9 protein-coding genes are annotated in these 18,017 nt (G+C 43.9%); 5 read left to right on the top strand and 4 right to left on the bottom strand.

Features of this window, described 5'->3' with window-relative positions:
* The first annotated feature begins 83 nt into the window (after window positions 1-83).
* The 5 genes from sps_RS13175 to sps_RS13155 all read left to right on the top strand — a co-directional run bounded on the left by sps_RS13175 (window position 84) and on the right by sps_RS13155 (window position 11,314).
* Window positions 84-2,000, top strand: coding sequence for a peptidase U32 family protein (locus sps_RS13175; RefSeq protein WP_077752952.1), 1,917 nt, complete (start codon window positions 84-86; stop codon window positions 1,998-2,000).
* Window positions 2,001-2,665: 665 nt separating this feature from the next.
* A complete protein-coding gene (locus sps_RS13170) occupies window positions 2,666-5,047 on the top strand; it encodes a M4 family metallopeptidase (protein ID WP_077752951.1) in 2,382 nt (793 codons plus the stop codon).
* Window positions 5,048-5,244: 197 nt separating this feature from the next.
* Window positions 5,245-7,326 carry a M20/M25/M40 family metallo-hydrolase gene (locus tag sps_RS13165; RefSeq protein WP_077752950.1) on the top strand — a complete coding sequence of 694 codons (2,082 nt, stop codon included), beginning with the start codon at window positions 5,245-5,247 and terminating at the stop codon, window positions 7,324-7,326.
* A 385-nt stretch (window positions 7,327-7,711) separates the two neighbouring features.
* Window positions 7,712-8,086 (top strand): PH domain-containing protein, encoded by a 375-nt coding sequence (locus sps_RS13160; protein WP_077752949.1) that lies wholly within the window; start codon window positions 7,712-7,714, stop codon window positions 8,084-8,086.
* Between the two features lie 951 nt (window positions 8,087-9,037).
* The gene (locus sps_RS13155; protein ID WP_077752948.1) at window positions 9,038-11,314 is read left to right on the top strand and encodes an AAA family ATPase; all 2,277 of its coding nucleotides are present in this window, start codon (window positions 9,038-9,040) and stop codon (window positions 11,312-11,314) included.
* Window positions 11,315-11,792: 478 nt separating this feature from the next.
* On the opposite strand, the gene sps_RS13150 is transcribed toward sps_RS13155, so the two are convergent.
* The 4 genes from sps_RS13150 to sps_RS13135 all read right to left on the bottom strand — a co-directional run bounded on the left by sps_RS13150 (window position 11,793) and on the right by sps_RS13135 (window position 18,014).
* Window positions 11,793-12,971: an AAA family ATPase gene (locus sps_RS13150; protein ID WP_077752947.1), complete on the bottom strand. Its 1,179-nt coding sequence runs from the start codon at window positions 12,969-12,971 to the stop codon at window positions 11,793-11,795.
* 258 nt (window positions 12,972-13,229) lie between these two features.
* Window positions 13,230-14,819, bottom strand: coding sequence for a bifunctional aspartate transaminase/aspartate 4-decarboxylase (locus tag sps_RS13145; protein WP_149027273.1), 1,590 nt, complete (start codon window positions 14,817-14,819; stop codon window positions 13,230-13,232).
* Between the two features lie 32 nt (window positions 14,820-14,851).
* Window positions 14,852-16,564 carry an aspartate-alanine antiporter gene (aspT, locus tag sps_RS13140; protein WP_077752945.1) on the bottom strand — a complete coding sequence of 571 codons (1,713 nt, stop codon included), beginning with the start codon at window positions 16,562-16,564 and terminating at the stop codon, window positions 14,852-14,854.
* Between the two features lie 613 nt (window positions 16,565-17,177).
* A complete protein-coding gene (locus tag sps_RS13135) occupies window positions 17,178-18,014 on the bottom strand; it encodes a metallophosphoesterase family protein (RefSeq protein WP_077752944.1) in 837 nt (278 codons plus the stop codon).
* Window positions 18,015-18,017: the final 3 nt, after the last annotated feature.

Here is an 18,017-nt window from a genome sequence, read left to right as displayed (position 1 = left end):
GGCAATTTTGTGGTTTTTGCTATACTCTCCCACCAAAATTTACACGATAACTTTTTCGAGTGACCTTTTATGAGCGATCTTTTATGAGTAAAACCAGTATCTTTACCCCTGATGCTATCTCACATATACCGAATCGACTGGAACTACTTGCCCCGGCAAAAAATGCGGAGTTTGGCATGGAAGCGATTCTCCATGGTGCCGATGCCGTCTATATCGGTGGGCCCGAGTTCGGCGCTCGTTTAACTGCGGGGAATAGCGTCGAAGATATTGCTAGGCTGTGTCACTTTGCTCATAAATATCATGCTCAGGTGTTTGTCGCCCTCAATACCATATTGATGGATGATGAGCTTGCCGGAGCACAAAAACTGATCTGGAAGCTCTATGAGGCGGGCGCCGATGCACTTATCGTGCAAGATATGGGGGTACTTCAGCTGGATCTTCCTCCAATCGCCCTCCATGCCAGTACTCAGATGGACAACCGCACCGCAGAGAAGGCGGTATTCTTAGAGCAAGTGGGTTTCTCTCAGGTCGTTTTGGCTCGAGAACTAGGCTTAAGCCAAATTCGTGAAGTGGCGACCCATACTAAGATGCAGTTGGAGTTCTTCGTTCATGGCGCTCTGTGTGTGGCCTACAGTGGCCTGTGTAATTTGAGTCATGCTTTTAGTAATCGCAGTGCTAACCGTGGCGAATGTTCGCAGATGTGTCGTCTGCCGGGTGAGTTAAAGACTCGTCAGGGGGAAGTTCTGGCGCAAAATGAACATCTGTTATCACTCAAAGATAATAATCAGACCGACAATCTTGAAGCCTTGATTGATGCAGGCGTTCGCTCATTTAAAATTGAGGGGCGACTCAAAGATATCAATTATGTCAAAAACATCACCGCTCATTATCGCCAAGAGCTGGATAAAATAATCGCCCGCCGCCCTGAATTGAAAGCCTCTTCCCATGGCCGCTCGGTACACTGTTTTACGCCTAATCCTGAGAAGACGTTTAACCGCGGCCGTACCGATTATTTCGTTAATGATCGTAGCCAAGGCGTCAGTGATTTTCGTTCGCCTAAATACATAGGTGAAGAGGTGGCGACCGTTAAGCGTCTGGGGAAAAACTTTATCGAAGTGAGTTCGACCAACACCTTCAATAATGGTGATGGATTATGTTATTTCCCTGAAAATTATGCCACTGCCAAACAATCTGACGATAAGTTACAGGGGCTGCGGGTCAATCGTGCCGAAGGACTAATATTGCATGTGCTGATGGTTCCTGGAGATCTTAAGGTGGGCATGACGATATACCGCAATCGTGATCAGGCCTTCGAAGTCGTATTAGCCAAAGAGTCTTCTAAGCGATCCATCGATGTCGATATAGCTGTCACAGATACCTATGATGGCATCAAAATGATCATGACTGATGTGTATGGTCATCAAGGTGAGGTCTCATTGGCGATGGAAAAGCTGCCAGCTAATGATCAAGAGGCGGCGCGTGGTAAATTACGTAAGCAACTGGCTAAACTAGGTAGTACAGATTTTGTCGCCAGAGAGATTAGCATTAGCACAGCCCAAGTCTGGTTTGCTCCCGCCTCTGTTATCAATGGTCTCAGACGCGATGTGGTGGCGGCGCTTGAGAAGGCCCGTATCGATGAGTATCAGAGACCTAAGCCCTGGAAGCATAATCAAGATGCCATGTATCCAAGTAAGCATTTAAGTTATCTGGCCAATGTGGCCAACCAAAAGTCGAAAGATTTCTATCAACAACATGGCGTGATAGAGATTGAGGATACCTATGAGAAGAACGGTATCACTGAAGAGGTGCCCTTGATGGTCACTAAACACTGTTTGCGTTTTAACTTCAATTTGTGTCCCAAAGAAGTGCCGGGGATCAAGGCCGAACCCATGATATTGGAGATAGGTAAAGACGTGTTGAAGCTGGTATTCGATTGCCCTAAATGTGAGATGTTGGTGGTTGGAGCCAACCGTCAAGTGCCCAATGAAGGTCGAGGTTAATCCTAAAGCTCTATAATTTCGCCTTTTTAGTCAAAAGGGGTGGGCTAAAGCTCACCCCTTTTGACTATTCCCTAATTGAGCTGGAAAAATAATTTAACCAATTAATATTAATGGGTTTTCATATGATTCATATAAATATTAACGGCCATTTTGGTGTTTTTGCTATAAGATATTTCAAAACGCAATAAGTGGTTTTTTTAGCCGATTTAGTCAGACTGCACCGTTAAAGTTACACCTCCATTAAGATAGTGTTTAAACACTAATACTCCGCCTCGATGCCAATTCTATTGAGCAATTTACATACTGATGCAGATTGAAATATACACTGTCCGCTTTACGTTACGCTTTTGTCATCATTCCTTTACTATTTATCACTTTTTGACATAAAAATTTAATCTTGATGAATATTTAATCGGATCCTATAGTCGGAATGTCATCAGGATTTATGACTGAATAAATAATAAGTTCTCTCAATAGAAGAGAATATTCAAAGATGTAGTCATTTTTTGTCGGCACAATGTTTATGTTATTCATTGTTGTAGATAGTGTGGTTGTTAGTGTAACAGCTTGAGTTGTAGCTATGTTTTTATGATGTGCATGTTGTAAACCGTGTCGGGATATTAATCACTAGATCAATTACCCAAGAGATACATGGAGAGTTTGAAATGTTTACAATAAATAAAAAGCTCGCAATATGCGCGATAGCCGTAAGTGCAGTGTTGAGTGGAAATGCATTATCAGCACAAAGAATCGATCTTCAACAGCCATTGACGTTTTCGGCTGATTCCCCCAATGCTCAGAGCCTGCTTTCTGCCACCCAAGGCGATACTTACCAGGCATCTATGACATCGACAGCCGCGAGCGGTGATGAGCGTTCCCGTTATCAGCAACTCTATCAAGGTGTACCTGTTTACGGAGCGAGTGTGGTCGCCACTCGTTCGGCGATGAACATGTTTTATGATGTTTCAGGTTCTCATGTTGCTAAAATTGACAGCGATGTCATTTCTACCAGCCCAAGCTTCTCTCTCGGCGAAGCTATGCAGGTCGCACTGGGCCAAGGTAAGAATCAATTAAACCAAGATCAAGTTTATAACGTTGAGAGTCAGATCTATATTTGGCTGGATGAAAAAGAGGAAGCACACCTTGTCTGGCTTATCTCCTATGTGGACACCAATGGTGCTAAACCTAGTCGGCCTTATCAGTTTATCGACGCTCACAGTGGAGCCGTGTTACATCATTGGGACGGTATGACTTTCGCTCAGGGTACAGGCCCAGGTGGTAACCAGAGAACGGGTCGTTATGCTTACGGTGACAGGTATCCAGCGTTCGAAGTGACCGGCAGTGGCAGCTCATGTCGCCTCGACAGCACAAATGTTGAAACTCACGATATGAACCACCAAAAATCCGGGGGGAGTATCCATACCTTCCCCTGTTATGAAAATACATCTCGTGAGGTGAATGGTAGTTACTCAGCGCTTAACGATGCCCATGCTTTTGGTCAGGTGACCTTCAACATGTACCGAGACTGGTATAACAAGGCGCCAATCACTCAAAAGCTTAAGATGCGTGTACATTACGACCGCAACTATGAAAATGCTTTCTGGGATGGTCAGCAGATGACCTTCGGTGATGGACAAAATACCTTCCACCCCTTGGTAGGGCTAGGTGTCGTCGCTCACGAAGTCAGTCATGGTTTTACTCAGCAAAACTCAAATCTTGCCTATGAAAATCAATCTGGTGGTTTGAATGAATCCTTTTCTGATATTGCCGCAGCTGCGGCGAGCTATTATCTGGAGGGGAGCTTTACCTGGCAGATTGGTGACAAGATTAAGAAGGGTAGCGGCGCCATGCGCTATATGGATAACCCGCCACAAGATGGTCGTTCGATCGGTCATACCCGTGACTATACCTCAGGCATGAATGTTCACTTTAGCTCGGGTGTTTATAACAAGGCTTTTTATCTGTTATCGACGACTCAGGGTTGGAATATCCGCCAGGCTTTCGATATCTATGTCAAAGCGAACCAGCTCTATTGGAATGCAAACTCCACCTTCGATGCTGCGGGACGCGGCGTCTACAATGCAACCAAAGATCTCGGCTATTGTGTCGATGATGTGCTGATATCGCTGGAAGCCGTGGGGGTAAATAATAGTGGTGCTAAGGATGGCTCAGGTTGTGGCCCAGTTGAGAATCAAGGGCCTGATGCAAACTTCAGTTATTCGGCTAATCAGCTAAATGTTACGTTCAATGATTCATCGACCGATGATAAAGCTGTGGTTAGCCACGAATGGAGCTTTGGTGATGGCGGTGCATCCACGAGTGCTAACCCTTCATACAGTTATGCTGCCGAGGGTTCATACACAGTGTCATTGACGGTTAAAGATGCCGAAGGCTTGAGTGATACTAAGTCTATGGTGGTTGCTGTTTCTGAAGGGGGGGAAATTCCGGGTACCTGTGATGGAGTTTCTGCATGGGATGTAGCAAGGAGTTATGCACTTGGCGATATGGTGTCATTCGAAGGCTATCAATATGAAGCTATCTGGTGGTCAACAGGGGCATCGCCTGCTGTCTACACTAACGTGTGGAGCAAGGGGGCTAAATGCTCTGGTGGTGAAGTGCCTGGTAATGAGGCACCAAAGGCTGGTTTTAGCCACAGTGCCAATAAGCTAGTTGTGAGCTTCAGTGACAGTTCAACTGATGATACGGATGTGACAGGTCATGCCTGGAACTTCGGTGATGGCGCTAGCTCGTCTGAAGTGAGCCCTACTCACACTTACCTTGCTGCAGGTAGCTATAGCGTGCAGCTGACAGTGACTGACGCCGATAGTGCCAGCGATACTATGACTAAAGTCGTGACCGTATCAAACGGTGGTGAAGTTCCTGGTGACTGTAGTGCTAGCCCATGGGATGTAGGGGCCATTTATTCAGGTGGTGACCAGGTATCTCAGTCGGGTAAAGAGTACCGCGCCAAGTGGTGGACTCAAGGTGAGTCTCCTGCCGATGCCGGTCAATGGGGTGTTTGGGAATTTATCTCAGACTGTCAGTAAAGCAGAAATAACTCGCTCCCTTTCTAATCTATTGTAAAGAATCGTTAGGGAGCTATGGATTCTACGGAAGCTTATCAAACCTGTGAGCTTAGCTTCTATCTTTAAAAGCTAAGCTCACAACTCTTAATTTATTCCATTTTTATCGATTAAACGCCTTGGACCAGCTCTATCGACACTCCTTAATAGGATGTTTGTTTATGAACATATATTCAAAAAATGCAGTACACCTTGCCTTGATTGCTCTCTTATCTGCTAGCGCTAGTGCTAGTGAACACGAGGACAAAGTATGGATCACTGTTGGCAATGATGCAGTATCTCAAGTTGAGCAAACCGGAGCTCAGTTAGCACCTGCAATGCAAAATACTCAGCTTTCTCAATCACAGATCCTTATTTATCAGGCCGATGAGACTCAGCTACAAAGCTTGACTCAATTGATGCATGAAGAGAAAAATCGATGCGGCGGTTATATCGTCCATGGTAGCTATCAAGAGGCGGTCGATGCGCTGCAAGGATCGCAGCAGATGCTGGCTTTTACGCCACCGCCTATTCAGCAAGGGATTAAGGTGAATGCATTGCTGCCACAAATCAAGGCTGGAAACATCAAGGCGACAATTCAATCTCTGAGTAACTTTACCAACCGTTTTTATACAACAAATACAGGTAAGCAAGCAGCCGATTGGCTAGCTAGTCATTGGGGGCAACTTGCCAGCCAGCATAGCTGGGCAATCGTAGAGCCCTATAATCACAGTGGTTGGGGTCAGGACTCGGTTATTTTGAAAATAACCGGCAGCCGCTATCCCGATGAAATTTTGGTGATGGGTGGGCATCTTGATTCCACGGCTGGCAGTGGAACAAGGGAGGGGACTGTTGCGCCAGGTGCAGATGATGATGCATCGGGCATAGCATCGCTCACTAATGTTGCCAGTGCCTTACTCAGTAGTGGTGAGCAACCACAGCGCAGTATTCATATCATAGGTTACGCCGCCGAAGAGGTGGGATTAAGGGGGTCGAAAGAGATAGCAGCAGATTACAAGGGGCGAGGGGAGAAAGTGTTAGCAGCCTTGCAGCTTGATATGACTAACTATCATGGTTCGACCGAAGATATCGTGTTTATGACAGATTATATCGATAGCAGCTTCACCAGCTATATGAAACAGTTACTCGATACCTATCAGCCGACGGTGGTGTATGGTGATGATCGTTGTGGTTATGCTTGCTCAGACCACGCCTCCTGGTATAACCAAGGCTATCCGGCCACTATGCCCTTCGAGTCTAGCTTCAACGGTGCTAATCCGAATATTCACAGCCGTAATGATACCTTGGCTAACAGTGATGCTGAAGCGGCTAACTCGGTGCCTTTTGCACGTCTGGCTCTGAGTTTTGCCATCGAGATGGGTAACCCGAATATCGGTGACATCCCCATCGAGCCTGTAGCAGGCTTCACGACTCAGTGTAATGCACTCAGCTGTCAGTTCGATTCGTCTCTTTCGAGTGGGGAGCTCACCAGCTATCGATGGAACTTTGGTGATGCTAGTTCGAGCAGCGAAGTTTCCCCTAACCACACCTTTGCTACGGCGGGTCAATATCAAATAACACTCACAGTTGCCGATGATAATGGCGCATCTGATAGTGATAGCCAAACGGTCTCTGTGTCTAGCGGCTCCCCTGATACCGGCATCTGTACTGGTTTGTATGATTGGGATGTGGCGGTAAATTATGCCTTGGGTGATCGTGTGGCATTTGAAGCCAATGAATATGAGGCCATTTGGTGGTCAACGGGCGCAGCGCCAGATGTTTATACCCAAGTCTGGTCACTTGTCGGTCCCTGTACCGGTGATGGTGGAGGAACACCACACGCACCTATTGCTAAGTTTAGTTACTCTGTGACTGGCTTAAGTGTGAGCTTTATCGATTTATCCTTCGATGATGTGGCGATCAATAGTCGCAACTGGTCGTTCGGCGACGGTGGTTCGAGCAGCGCGCTAAATCCGACTCATCAATTTAGCGATGGAGGAGAGTATAGCGTGGTATTGACCGTCACCGACAGTGACGGTTTATCTCATAGTCAAACTCAAGTGGTGAGCCTAGAAAGGCAAACCGACCCAGATGAACCTGGCACTTGCCAGACTCCGGCATGGGATGCCTCCACTATTTATCTCGGTGGAGATAAAACTTCACAGTTAGGTATGGAATATTCCGCAAACTGGTGGACGCAGGGGGAGTCTCCGGCCGATTCTGGTCAGTGGGGCGTGTGGAAAATAGTTGGAGACTGCCAATGAACCTATGCCCGTTAGAAGGTGCTAACTGAAGGTTTACTGAGTGAGGACAATTTACTTTTATTCCAAAGCGTCTCAGGGGAGCAGGCTGCAAGAGCTGCTCGTTATTTAAGTGGTAAATTTCGTTGTGCCACTTAACTTTTTATACCTAATACCGATAACAGTTTATACAGCCTATCTGAATTGATTGCAGCACTTCGAGTGCAAACTTATAGTGACTTTAGCTTTCAAGTCTTCCAAGGGTAGGCTGTTTTTTTAGCTAAAGTGTTCAGTCTATAGAAAACAGCATTAGCTAAAGGCAAGAGATGAATCTGAAGCCTACTACTAGATTGTGCTATCTTACTGCTGATGTTTAGCTGAAATTAACAACATTTTTAAGGATGAAATTATGGGATTATTAGATTCATTGATGGGTAATGCATCGGAAGTTGACCTTGAAGAACTAGCCGCAGAGTTAAATCCAATCATGGGCGATAACGAAGAGTTGCACTTAGCTTATAAACTGATCCGTGACATGTTTGTGTTCACCAATAAACGCCTCATTCTTATCGACAAGCAGGGATTGACCGGCAAGAAGGTTAGCTATCATTCCATCCCTTACAAGGCTATCACTCATTTTGAAGTCGAAACTGCGGGGCGTTTCGATATGGACTCAGAGCTCAAGCTGTGGATCTCGGGTCAAGACAAGCCGCTAGTTAAAGAGCTCAAGAAGGGCACTGATGTGGTCGGCATTCAGAAGACGATAGCCAACTTCTCGCTTTGACTTTACCCATTGGCGTCGGCCAATAGAGTTTGTCTGCCTTCGAATGAAGGCTGATTACATTTTTTTGGGGTTCATTGGGCGGTTTTGTTATTGGGATTTATGCTTGAAGGTCTTACCTTCAATGTAACCTACCGCCTGTCCGGCGAGGAATGTGCGCTTTTTATTTTGAGGAAGTTCTTCGGGACGCTTTGCGCCATCCATGGCCGCTTAACGAAAACATCCTTGTTTTCGATACCCTCAGCCGTATCTACACCCGTTTATCTATCTCTTCGATTGTAGTTTTTAGTAACTCAGGGTTGAGTTTGTGACTCATTATTGCCCCAAACTTCGTTAGCCTTCGAATGAAGTCTTAATACATTTTTTGAGGTTCATTTGGCTGTTTTGTTCTTGAGTAGTAGTTTGAAGGTCGCTCCTTCATTGCAATCTATCGCTTCCCAGCGGGGGATGTGCAGATGCTTCTGCGAGACGCTGCAAGTCCATCCATGGAAGCTCTGCCAAATCATCCTTGATTTGGAAGCTCGCAGCTGTATCTACACTTGTGGATTTACAAGAAGGTTTGACCTTATTCGCTCCGACCCCTTTGTTCGTACAGTTATGATTCAAATCAAGCAATATGCAGGTTTTGCTTCTCGTTATGTTAAAGGAGAAACTCTCGATTTTAATGAATAAATAACTTTATGATATTGAAAAGTAAGTATTTTATACTTCCTTAAGTTTACATATCGACCTAAAGTGATTCTCGATTATCTAAATTCTCGCTTTCTCCACTCCCTAATCCCATTGCTTGACAATATTCTTGATGGTAAGTTACTAAAAATATAGTGAATTAATTAGGATTTAGTTTAGTTCAGCACTGTTCGTTACAAAAGGTTTATCGGAATTCACGCTAATACGCTGTTATGTACTTCGGAAAGCCAGCATGTTTAGTATCGAATTACAAAAGGGATATCGATGTTAGAAAGAATACATAGAATAAAAGGTATAGGGCTTTTACATGATGCTGATGCAAGAGCTCATGGGCTAAAGAAAGCTAGCTTTATTTATGCAGATAATGGACGAGGTAAATCAACACTTGCTTCGTTATTTCGTTCTTGCTCAACGAATAGGCCTGAATTACTTGTAAACCGCCGAACGATTGATGGTAATAATGACCAAGAAGCTATTCTTCAATTTTCTAATGGGCAGCGTTCTACTTTTCAAAATGGTAGTTGGAATACCGAGCGCCCAGAACTTTTAGTATTTGATGCCGATTTCGTTGAGCAAAATGTTTATGCAGGTGGACAAGTTACTGCCGACCAACGAAAAAACTTATTGCAATTTGCACTTGGCGAAAGTGCTGTTGTAGCGCAACAAGAATATGATCTTGCAGATAATAATGCGAGAACAGCAGCCAGCTCTTTACGAGAAACAAGCAATCAATTAGAAGTGTTACACAGAGGTTTGACGCAAACTCAATTTCAAAGAATAGCAGAAGTTGTAGATGCAGATGACCAAATATCCGTTCTTAATGGCAAAATCGTTGAAGCTCAAAATATCAGTCTTATTCAAGCTAAGGCATTGCCTCAGCAATTAGTATTGCCAACACTTAATGTGGATGATGTTTTCAATATTTTAGGTACATCCCTTGAAAATATTGACCTAGCTGCGGAACAGCAAGTTAAAGAACATTTAAATAGTCATAGCAAAAATCGTTTAGAGAAATGGATAAGTGACGGGCATTCGTATGGTGATGAAGGTAATTGCTTGTATTGCAACCAACCTCTTGATGGGGTCGAATTAATACAAGCATATCGCAGTTATTTTAATCAAGATTATAATCAGCTGAAATCAGGAGTTTCTCGGCTGACAGGCCTTATTAACGCAAGATGCTCTAATGAGATAATTGATAGATTAAAGTCTCGGTTTGAAACTGTCAGCGCAGTCATTGATGGTTGGCAGGAACATGCTGAGGTAATACCTCCTACATTCGATGAAAGTTCAGCAAGAGATGCTCTTTCTAATATTGAAAATCTGTTAAACGCTTTGAGAGAGAGAAAAGAAGTCAATTTGCTTGATTCTGTTGGATCTGAAGAGGACAGAAACGAAGTTTCTAGAAACTGGCAGGTAGTTTTAGATGTTGTTGGTGCATGTAACGATTCAATTTCAAATGCTACAGCTATTATAACAGACTACAAAAACAATTTGGCAGCTCTAAGTATTGATAATTTGCAAAACCAAATCCGTGATTTGGAGTGGGCCCAAATACGTTACAGGCAAGATGTTATAGATTTATTTTCGCAGCTTGCGTTGGAAAAAAATCAAGATGTAGCTGCAAAAGCCGAAAAGCAAACAAAAAAAGATGCCTTGAATCAAATCATGCAAGCAACACTAGAAAGCTATAAAGATCGTATTAATGAGCTTTTACGCGGTTTTGGTGCTCAATTTCTGATTCCTAACATTGATTTTAATTACCGGGGTGGTTTGAGAAGTGATTATGTACTGCAAATGCGCGGTGCCAATATTGCTTTAAATGGCGGTGTACCAGATTTTAAGACTTCTTTGAGCGAAGGTGATAAACGCACATTAGCTTTTGCTTTCTTCATAGCTTCTGCAGAGTCTGAACCTGATTTAGCCAACAAGGTTATCGTAATTGATGATCCAATGTGTAGTTTAGATCTTAATAGAAAACAGCAAACACGTACTGTTTTAAAGAGATTGCATGATAGTTGCGAGCAAATAATTGTTCTTGCACATGATGTTCATTTTCTTCGCAATCTTCGTGATGATGTGTTGCGTACCGGAAGCCCAAACGACATTAAATGTTTAAAGCTAAAATCAGTTATTAATCGCTATAGTGACTTCGATGTAATTAATCTCGATCAAGAATGTGAAAGTGCATATTTCAAATGCCACCGTATGCTTGATGAATATATAGTTGGTACTGCTCAGAGTAGTATGGAAATAGCTAGATCCATTAGGCCTATGCTTGAGGGGTATCTACATAGACGCTTTCCTAACCTGATAAATAGAGGCCTTTTGTTTGGTCAAGTTATTGACTTGATTAGTAATGCGCAACCATCAAGTCCCCTTATTAATGCTCAAAACATTACTAACGAACTAAATGAAATAAATCGTTATGCAGGACAGTTTCATCACGATACTAATCCAGCGGCAGACCAAGTTCAAATTACAGATAGTGAGCTTTTAAGCTTTGTAGAAAGGTCGCTAGCTGTAATTTATGTTGGATAAACATATTAGTAATCAGCACATAACAAGGCCATAAAGTCGGATTAGTAACAGTTGGCTCAGTTCCGCTTCGCTACACATTTTAGCCAACTGTTACTCACCGCTTATGGCGGCGTTAACTCATATCTAATTGCCATACTTCTCCTAACCAAAAGCTCGCGAGTTAGAGGCTAGGCTCTGACTCGTTTATGTCCAAAAGTGGGTTACTGTCAATAATCACAGTCTGTGATCACAGTCAGTAAAATTCCAATCGAAGAGATAAATAATCAGGTGTAAACGCGGCTGTGACCTTCGACATCAGGGATGATGTCGCAGAGCGTATAGGGATATATTCACAGCGTGTCACAGAAGTGTTTGCACTTAAGCCCACGGCAGGTGATAGATAAAATTGAAGTAAAACGGTTCAGTTAGCGAACCAAATATCAAACCTGCCAAATGAACCCAATAAAGATATTTGAAACTTGTTATCTGACAAGTAAACTCATTTCTGTTGCCAGTTCCAACTCGGTGTACTCAAGATATCTTGGCCTATGATCTCTGTTTGACCCAGCTGTTTATCTAGCTCAATAAGATTACAGTGCTCAAATTCATTGAGGGCATTGATGAGCCTTTTGGCGTGAGAGACGACCCAAAGCTGACATAGGCTCGATGCTTTAGCAATTAACCGAGACAGGGCGGGCAGGAGATCCGGATGTAAGCTGGTTTCCGGCTCGTTGAGCACCATTAGTTCCGGTGGCCTTGGGGTTAACAAGGCTGCGATGAGTAGCAGGTATCTCAGCGTACCATCGGATAATTCGCCAGCCTTGAGGGGCCTGAGTAAACCTTCTTGATAGAAGTTCAGGCTGAGCATACCGTTAGATTCATATTCGATATGCACATGTGCGCCGGGAAAGGCGTCACTGACTGCATGATCGAAGCCTTCCTTATCACCTATCTCGAAAATAGTCTGAATTGCCGAGGCGAGATCTCGGCCATCATGGTGAAGTACTGGTGTTCGCGTGCCTAGTTGTGGCTTTCTTGCTGGGGCGTCGCTGTCACTACGAAAGTGATCGTAAAAGCGCCAGGCGCGGATGCTGTCTCTGAGCCTAAGTACCTCGGGAGCACGCTCGGGATCGGCAAGTTCGCTAAAGATGCTGTCACCGTGTTGCATATGTAAGTTCAAAGTTTGCCAGCCGGCTTGCTTATTTTTCTCGGCGCGGCTCTTGACCAAAGGACCTCGACGCTCAACGAGTACAGCCGCGGGACGATACTTGTTACCAACCCAGATGGCTTCGCGTTTAATCTGCGGGTCTAAGCCGAATAAGGTGGTGGAATCAGGCTTAGGTAGTCCAAGTTCGATAAGGTAGCTGAACTCATCGCTGGCAAATCCGAGTTTAAGACGCTTGACCTGCTGTCGCACCGTTGGTTCTATGGCGGTTTCGCCTCTTAGCATACCCTTAGTGATATTTTCAGGCCCAGCCCAAAAACTGGAGTCCAATCCACCTTCTAATGCCAATGCGTTAACCACGCCTCCTTGTGCGGTTTGCGCCAGTAATCTCAGTGCCTTGTAGAGGTTAGACTTGCCGCTTCCGTTAGCGCCTGTGACTAAGTTGAGCCGCTCGAGTGGGACTCTGATCTCACGCAGCGAACGGTAATTTTGAATGGCTAAGGTTGTCAGCATAAATATTTCTTTGGTTTGTGGCGAACAGGATTATTATACCGATTGGTATTAGATGAGAATCGCGACAATAAATCAATGGTCGAAAAAGATTTTAGTGCTTAAATCAGTTATTCAAGCTGGGAGAAACGGCGGGATAAAAATCGATTTAGTGAAGCTGAACATAAGAGTAAGTTGAACGGCTTTCTGAACGATAGGCAAGTCGGGGACAAACTCACTCAAGATCACACTCGTTATCTTGAGTGAGCGAGTTAGATAAGTTTACTTATTTTTCACGTATTCGGCATAGCACTCATCCATCACTTTTCTGGTTAAGCGACCTATGGCTGCATACTCATGATGGGTTAAATTCGCTAAGGACACTCTGACTGAAGCGTGAACTACATCGAATCCTTTACCTGGCAGGAGTACTACCCCTGTTTCATCGGCGAGCCTGAATAGAAACTCTTTACCTAAGCCAGACTGCTTGAACCAGTTGACGAATTCATCACCATACATTTTAGCCCCAAGGATATCTAAATCGAGCAAGGTGTAGTAGTCAACACTGTTTTCGTTCTCTTCTACCTTAATCCCCATATTTTTGTAGAGGGTTTGATAACGTTCACGAATGAGTCGTTTGGTTGCGCGCTTGTAGTCATTACCTCTGTCCATCAGGCAGCTGAGTGAGAACAGTGCCATTTGTACTTGTTGTGGCAAAGAAAGACCAGCAGTGTGGTTAAGGGCGACATTTCGGCTATCGGCAACCATGCGGTCGATAAACTTTATGTCTCTGGGATGAGGGGTTAAGGTTTTATAGCGATCATCTAATGTTAAGTTGTGCTCTTCAGACATAGACTTTAATGTGTCGTCGAAGATATTTTTATCTTGAATACCGATAACACCTAAGCGCCAACCCGTCGCGCCGAAGTATTTAGAGAAGGAATATACACATAAGGTGTTGTATGGACATTTAGCAAACAGCGACACAAAGTCATCGGCGAATGTGCCATATACATCGTCAGTGACGATAAACAGGTCTTTGCGCTTAGTGGCAACTAAGTTGGCTAACTTATCTAATATGTCATTGGAAAACTTAACCGAAGGCGGGTTACTTGGATTTACGACGCAGAGCAGTTTAATGTCTTTGTCTTCCAGTTTAGCAATTTCCGGATCGGTTAACTGCCATGTCTCCTCATCTAAGCGGATCTCAACAATTTCCAGCTCAAACTCTGCAAGTTCCGGGATTTCTAAATAAGGTGTAAAGATAGGTGTGGTTAACGCTACTTTATCGCCTTTCTTTAATAAGCCGTTAGTAAACATAGTTTGGAAGGTATAGGTCATTGCTGCCGTACCGCCCTCGGTGGCAAACAAATCAAAATCGTTATTGACAGGTAAACTGCCATACATCTCTTGTGCTATGTATGCGTTTACGATCGATTCGATATTGGTCAACATTCTAGGAGGCACTGGGTAATTACAACCTAGAAATGCATTCACCATTTCGTGTAGAAACGATTCGCGGCTTAATCCTAACTGGTCTTTTACATAACTGATTGAAGACTGGAGAAACTTAACGCCTTCGGTATCTTTATGCTCTTTAGCGAACGTATCAAATCGGGCAACGATGCCTTTGCCGTCGGGAATGCCACCGAAGCCTTCATTGAGGTAAGCATATGAACGCTCAGACTCTTCTAAGGCGAAATCACCTAATCTTAGAAAAGCGCGTCTCGGTAATGTGGCTAAAAAGTTGGGGTTGCCGCGCCCGGCATCCAATAAAATTCGATCTGGCGTGGCTTGAGCGACTTCGATTAGCTTATCTTTTAGCTCAAACGGGCTTAGGTTTGTAAATTGTGAGAAATCTAGATTTTTCATATAACCATCCATTTATGTATATAGATAAACAATTAACCAGCAACATTTTTAGTGATGATGCCGACTATGATAGGTCCCCACAATGTGAGGAGAACATTTGCTACGGCATAGGTCACCGTAAAAGAGAATACTGGCGTTGGGTTACCCGCTTTACTCAGTAAGGCGGCAAAGCCTGGGTTAGCACTTCGGCCACCGACTAAGGCGCCCAAGGCTTCTATTGGATCTTTTATTCTCAAGACGTAATAGGAAAAGAAAAAGGCGATAATTTGAGGCACGATAGTGACAAAAACGCCTAAGAAAAGCAGTGTGAGACCGTACTCTTTGATGGTGACTACCGCCTGAGGGCCAGCTGATAAGCCAACGAGTCCGACAAATACCGCAAGACCAAAATCACGTAGAAAGTTAGAGGCTCCCATAGGCAGTGATGCAAATCTTGGGTGGGTATTTCTGAGCCAACCGAACATGAGACCGGAAACAAGGCAACCGGCTCCAGATCCTATGGTGACGGGAATACCGGCTATCTTAAAATGTATCAGGCCAATCAGCATACCTACTGTCATGCCCAGTCCAAAAAATACAAAGTCGGTGAAATATGGAGAGACTAATCTGTCACCTATGGTATTTTGAACACGGTTAATATCATCAGGCGTGCCGGTTAATTGCAACTGGTCGTTCTTTTCGACAATAAGATCTGGCGATATATTGATGGTTTTACCTGCGCGTTTGTAGTCAGATAGATAAACACCTCGTCGCACTGACAAGCCTGTAACCTGTTTTATCTCTTTTAATTTCTTACCTACCAGCTTTTCACCAGTCACCAGTAGCTGTCGATGCTCTTCAATTAAGGTAAAGTCTTCCGGTACGCTGCACTCTACGCCTAAGAAATCGGGTATTTTATGAATTGAAGTTCTGACACCGGTGACAATAACAACATCATCTTGTTGTATTATTGTCTCTGCATCGGCCGCGGTGTCTGCGCCTTGTCGTTGAATGAGTTCAATAGCCACATCGTAGAGCGCCTCATTAACTTCTGCGACGGTTTTGCCTATTGCATAGCTATCAGGAGATATCTTATAAGCTCTCGAAACAATTCTGCTTATAGCGTTGAATTGCCCTGGTTCTAGTTCGGGTTTACCACCTGACATCGAGTTGGCTTTCTTGATTGCTTCGGCGCGAATGTCCCAACCCATAATCGTGGGGAAAAACCAGGTCACCATAATTATCGGTCCCAATGAGCCGAAAATGTAGGTCACGGCGTAGCCGACAGCCACATTGGTTTCCATGATCTTCTTAGCTTGGTCGCTCACTCCCATGAGGTTAGCGATGGAGTCACCAGCAGTTCCTATAATTGATGACTGTGTTAATCCTCCGGCGGCCAAGCCTGCGGCAGTGCCTCTATCAAGATCGAAAAGCCAAGCCGCAGCAATAACACAGACTAAGCCAGTCACAGTCATGACGACAGCGGAGAGCAGTATATTGAGTGTGCGCCGGTTTAGTGCACCAAAAAATTGTGGTCCGCCTTGAAAACCGACGGCATAAATAAATAACGCGAAAAAAATACTTTTGACACCACTGTCAATATCCACACCGACTTGGCCAACAACAACGCCTACGAGCAATGTCCCTGCCACCCCGCCTAAGACAAATTTACCTATGGTGATTTTACCTATGAGGTAACCAAAAGTGAGCGTTATAAAAAGTGCGACTAAGGGAGCAGCTTTGAAAAGTTCTTCTAAAATGTCCATATAAAACCTTCATTGGTCGAGATGATTTAATATATGTTTGATTCAACTTGTAGATTGAACCTCATGATCAGATCTGATAATGCGTCGATTTATGACGACAATGTGTGATCAATCTCACATTGTTACATTAGTTAATTTTTATTTATTATTGGCGGATTCCTCAACATCAAAGAGATGTGTACTACAAATAACATTAAAGATATTAGCAATCCCTTAGGTTATTCTGACTCGTTAATTGTAATTAAAATATAATGTTATCGATGGTATTCGCTGAATGTCTCAGGCCAAAGAAGATGGGGAGGCGACATACATAGGTAATAAAATTGTTAAGTTGGAGTAGACTGCTAATTGCTATCTTTGAACAATGATATTTACATAAAGCAGGTAAACTTAATCTTTTGTACTAGGTTAAAAGTCTAGGTTGTGGCTTATGTATTCAGGCCCAAGACTTGGCCTTGATATGACATCATTGGCTATTATTGAACATGTGTTCTAATAGGCTGTTTGGATAAGAATTGTTGCTGTTGTCTCTTTCAGGGGGAGGGAGCTGTAAAAATCAGATGCTCTTGAAGGATTTTATCTGCTGCTGGTCTGTTGGATTAGCAATGAAACCCTAGTGATTGAGATTGATCACAGATTCACGTAATGAGTATTCAATTTCTCTGTTGTTAGTGCCAGTTGCTTTCTCTGGTTTTATCTCTTCGCCCACTGCTGGAGCTGGAGCTGGAGCTGGAGTCAGAGCTAGAGTGGGAACAAGGTCAAAAGCCATGATGCCTATATTGGTATTTTTTTCATAGCTGGGATTGGTGTGTTCGAAGCCGTAGGAGGTTGCCGGGCTGACAATGAGCGGGATGATTCGCTCTTGGATTTTTATAGGCTCCTTGAAAAATGCATGGGCATGTCCGCTTAAAATAGCCAGAGTTTGTGGATGTATCGCCTCCATGACAGCAAGATTATTTTCAATACCTATCTCGGTAAACCACTTGGCGCCTAAATTAACCACTGGGTGGTGAATCACCACGATGGACCGATGCTTTCTGGTGAACTTTTTCAGGGCGCTTAGAGCTTTGGTTGAAACTCGTCCCCCACCGAGTGACATGTTGGATAGTGGTTTTTGGCTGGAATCGACAAAGCATAGACTCAGGTTATCGTTAAGATGGACATGATCTTTTACTTGGATTCGACTGTCACTAAACACCGACTTCATCATAGCTAAATCGTCATGATTCCCCGCAATGGCAAAGATTTTGACGATAGAAGTATGAGCCTGAACTATGGCTTTAAATTGCGTATATATTTCAACACAAGGGCCACAGATTAAGTCACCAGTTAACAGGAGTACATCACCATCATCAGCTTCTTCAATTGTCGTTAGAGCACGAATTAAATTTGCTCTTGAGGCTTCATCGCCCAGGTGTAAGTGACAATCACTCAGCTGGTATATTCTCATTTT

The organism is Shewanella psychrophila (genome assembly GCF_002005305.1).
Classification (GTDB): domain Bacteria; phylum Pseudomonadota; class Gammaproteobacteria; order Enterobacterales; family Shewanellaceae; genus Shewanella; species Shewanella psychrophila.
The sequence above is the reverse complement of the archived record's forward strand: the minus strand, read 5'-3'. Positions and strand labels throughout refer to the sequence as shown.

What these genes read in the sequence shown, in the direction of transcription:
- sps_RS13175 (WP_077752952.1), top strand. Translation starts at nt 84, where the DNA reads ATGAGTAAAACCAGTATCTTTACCCCTGATGCTATCTCACATATACCG.
- sps_RS13170 (WP_077752951.1), top strand. Translation starts at nt 2,666, where the DNA reads ATGTTTACAATAAATAAAAAGCTCGCAATATGCGCGATAGCCGTAAGT.
- sps_RS13165 (WP_077752950.1), top strand. Translation starts at nt 5,245, where the DNA reads ATGAACATATATTCAAAAAATGCAGTACACCTTGCCTTGATTGCTCTC.
- sps_RS13160 (WP_077752949.1), top strand. Translation starts at nt 7,712, where the DNA reads ATGGGATTATTAGATTCATTGATGGGTAATGCATCGGAAGTTGACCTT.
- sps_RS13155 (WP_077752948.1), top strand. Translation starts at nt 9,038, where the DNA reads ATGTTAGAAAGAATACATAGAATAAAAGGTATAGGGCTTTTACATGAT.
- sps_RS13150 (WP_077752947.1), bottom strand. Translation starts at nt 12,971, where the DNA reads ATGCTGACAACCTTAGCCATTCAAAATTACCGTTCGCTGCGTGAGATC.
- sps_RS13145 (WP_149027273.1), bottom strand. Translation starts at nt 14,819, where the DNA reads ATGAAAAATCTAGATTTCTCACAATTTACAAACCTAAGCCCGTTTGAG.
- aspT (WP_077752945.1), bottom strand. Translation starts at nt 16,564, where the DNA reads ATGGACATTTTAGAAGAACTTTTCAAAGCTGCTCCCTTAGTCGCACTT.
- sps_RS13135 (WP_077752944.1), bottom strand. Translation starts at nt 18,014, where the DNA reads ATGAGAATATACCAGCTGAGTGATTGTCACTTACACCTGGGCGATGAA.